The 2863-nt window shown below is 70.3% G+C and carries 5 protein-coding genes and 1 tRNA gene; 1 reads left to right on the top strand and 5 read right to left on the bottom strand.

The window, feature by feature from the left end:
- Positions 1-295, top strand: a 295-nt coding sequence (locus tag GT030_RS01370) for an NAD(P)H-binding protein (RefSeq protein WP_161199428.1), incomplete at its 5' end; no start/stop codon positions are given.
- Here GT030_RS01370 and GT030_RS01365 read toward each other — a convergent pair.
- The 5 genes from GT030_RS01365 to GT030_RS01345 all read right to left on the bottom strand — a co-directional run bounded on the left by GT030_RS01365 (position 292) and on the right by GT030_RS01345 (position 2750).
- On the bottom strand, positions 292-1395 hold the full coding sequence (locus GT030_RS01365; RefSeq protein WP_202459549.1) for a UDP-N-acetylmuramate dehydrogenase: 1104 nt from the start codon (positions 1393-1395) through the stop codon (positions 292-294). The two genes, GT030_RS01370 and GT030_RS01365, sit on opposite strands and share 4 nt — an antisense overlap.
- 46 nt (positions 1396-1441) lie before the next feature.
- Positions 1442-1870: a MaoC family dehydratase gene (locus GT030_RS01360; RefSeq protein ID WP_161199426.1), complete on the bottom strand. Its 429-nt coding sequence runs from the start codon at positions 1868-1870 to the stop codon at positions 1442-1444.
- 6 nt (positions 1871-1876) lie between these two features.
- Positions 1877-2329 (bottom strand): MaoC family dehydratase N-terminal domain-containing protein, encoded by a 453-nt coding sequence (locus tag GT030_RS01355; RefSeq protein WP_135789383.1) that lies wholly within the window; start codon positions 2327-2329, stop codon positions 1877-1879.
- 93 nt (positions 2330-2422) lie between these two features.
- A complete protein-coding gene (gene rpmG, locus GT030_RS01350) occupies positions 2423-2587 on the bottom strand; it encodes a 50S ribosomal protein L33 (RefSeq protein ID WP_003948671.1) in 165 nt (54 codons plus the stop codon).
- Between the two features lie 90 nt (positions 2588-2677).
- Positions 2678-2750, bottom strand: a tRNA-Met gene (locus GT030_RS01345).
- Positions 2751-2863 lie beyond the last annotated feature (113 nt).

Genomic DNA, 2863 nt, shown 5'->3' with positions numbered 1-2863 from the left:
CGAGGACGACGGCCCGCTGGACCGCGCGCTGCGGTCCGTGGTGTCGGCGGTCTTCAAGGACGTCTACGCCGATCTGCGCGAGACGGAGGCCGAGCTGGCCCGCAGCACCGCCGAGTGGACCTCGGTACGCCCGCCGCGCCTGCTCGACCGGCCCCTGACCGGCCGCTACCGCACGGTGGTCGGCGGCTTCCCGCGCGGCGGCCGGACCATCGGCCGCGCGGACGTGGCGCACGCGATGCTGGCGGCGCTCGGCGACCCGGCGACGGTCCGGCAGGGCGTCGGGGTGGCGTACTAGAGGCTGACGCCCACGGTCACCGGCTCGTTGACCAGGGTCACGCCGAAGACGTCCTGGACCCCGGCGACGACCTCCCGGGCCAGCGCCAGCAGGTCCTCGGTGGTGGCCTCGCCCCGGTTGGTGAGGGCCAGGGTGTGCTTGGTGGAGATGCGCGCGGGCCCGGTGCCGTACCCCTTGGTGAAGCCGGCCTTGTCGATCAGCCAGGCCGCGGAGGTCTTCGTGAGCCCCTCCCCCGCCGGGTAGGCGGGCGGTACGGCGTCCGCGCCGAGGTGCTCGCGCACCCGGTCACGGAAGGCGGCGAACCGCTCCTCGTCCAGGATCGGGTTGGTGAAGAAGGACCCGGCCGACCAGGTGTCGTGGTCCTCGGGGTCGAGGACCATGCCCTTGCCCGCGCGCAGCCTCAGCACGGTCTCGCGGGCGTCGGCCAGCGGCACCCGGTCGCCGGGCTCCACGCCGAGCACGCGCGCGGTCTCCGCGTACCGGACCGGCGCCGACAGACCGCCCGCGTCCTCCAGCCCGAAGCGGACGCGGAGCACGACGTAGCGCTCGGGGTCGGCCTTGAAGCGGCTGTGACGGTAGGAGAAGGCGCACTCCTCGCCGGTGAGCGTGACGGTCTCCCCCGCGCGGCGGTCGTAGGCGGTCACCTCGGTGATGGTGGAGGAGACCTCCTGGCCGTACGCGCCGACGTTCTGGATCGGGGTGGCGCCCGCCGAGCCGGGGATGCCGGCCAGGCACTCGATCCCGGCGAGCCCGGCCTCGACGGTGCGGGCGACGGCGTCGGTCCAGACCTCGCCGGCGGCCAGCTCCAGGGCGGTGCCGCGCAGTTCGACACCACGGGTGGCGATGCGCAGGGCGGTGCCGTCGAAGCCCTTGTCGCCGATGACCAGGTTGGAGCCGCCACCGATGATCAGCAGCGGGGTGCCGCTGTCGTCGGCCTCGCGGACGGCGTCGATCACCTCGGCGTCGGTGGTGGCGGTGACCAGCCGGGTCGCGGGACCGCCCAGCCGGAAGGTGGTCAGCGGGGCCAGGGGGGCGTCGTGGAGTACGTGCACGGAGGCAAGACTACGGGGCCGGGGGGAACGGTAAGGGGCGCCCGCCATTGCCGGACGCCCCTTACTTCTGCCGCTGTACTTCTGCCGCTGCCGGTCAGGCCAGCCGGACGACCGCCCGGGACATACCGAGCACCTTCTGACCCGCGCAGGTCGCGGTGAGGTCGACGCGGACGGTGTTGTCGTCCAGCTTGGCCGCGACCTTGGCCGAGACCTCGATCAGCGCGCCCTTGTCGTCGTCGGGCACGACGACCGGCTTGGTGAAGCGGACGCCGTACTCCACGACGGCGGCCGGGTCACCGGTCCAGTCGGTGACGACGCGGACGGCCTCGGCCATGGTGAACATGCCGTGCGCGATGACGTCCGGCAGGCCCACCTCCTTGGCGAACCGCTCGTTCCAGTGGATGGGGTTGAAGTCCCCGGAGGCGCCCGCATAGCGCACGAGGGTGGCGCGGGTCACGGGGAAGGTCTGCGCCGGGAGTTCGGTGCCGACCTCGACGTCGTCGTACGCGATCTTCGCGGTCATCGCTGCTCAGACCTCCTCGGCCGCGCGGGCCACCAGCTTGGTCCAGGCGGTCACCACGTGCTCGCCGGACGCGTCGTGCACCTCACCCCGGATGTCCAGGATGTCGTTGCCCGCCATGGACTTGATGGCCTCGATGGTGGAGGTGACGGTGAGCCGGTCACCGGCGCGCACCGGGCGGGTGTAGGCGAACTTCTGGTCGCCGTGCACCACACGGCTGTAGTCCAGCCCGAGCTGGGGGTCCTCGACGACCTGTCCGGCGGCGCGGAAGGTGATGGAGAACACGAAGGTCGGCGGGGCGATCACATCGGCGTGCCCGTAGGCCTTGGCGGCCTCCGGGTCGCGGTACGCCGGGTTGGTGTCGCCGACTGCCTCGGCGAACTCGCGGATCTTCTCCCGGCCCACCTCGTAGGGCTCGGTGGGCGGGTAGGTACGCCCCACGAAGGACTGGTCGAGCGCCATGGGCCCGGTACCTCCTGGTCTAGCGGAGTGCTTGGAAAACGACTTGAGGCCGCCCCCCATACTGCTGGGGGCGGCCTCAAGTACGAGCCTGATTTATCGCGTTTCGCGGTGCGCGGTGTGCGCGTTGCAACGCGGGCAGTGCTTCTTCATCTCAAGACGGTCCGGGTTGTTACGCCGGTTCTTCTTGGTGATGTAGTTCCGCTCCTTGCACTCCACGCAGGCCAGCGTGATCTTCGGGCGGACGTCGGTGGCAGCCACGTGAGTGCTCCTAGGACGAACGGATGGGCTAGTTCAACGCATGTAAGAGTAGCCGATCGAAGGACCGACCCCGCAATCGGCTACTGTCAGTAGCGGTGACCGGACTTGAACCGGTGACACAGCGATTATGAGCCGCTTGCTCTACCGACTGAGCTACACCGCTTTGATGAGATCGGAACCCGCCTCGCGACGGGTACCTCTCACACCAGAGCCCCAAAACGGAATCGAACCGTTGACCTTCTCCTTACCATGGAGACGCTCTGCCGACTGAGCTAT

It is taken from the genome of Streptomyces sp. SID1328 (assembly GCF_009865595.1).
In the GTDB taxonomy this organism is placed as follows: Bacteria; Actinomycetota; Actinomycetes; order Streptomycetales; family Streptomycetaceae; genus Streptomyces; species Streptomyces griseoluteus.
Note: the sequence above shows the minus strand (reverse complement) of the source record. Positions and strands in the feature narration are given on the sequence as shown.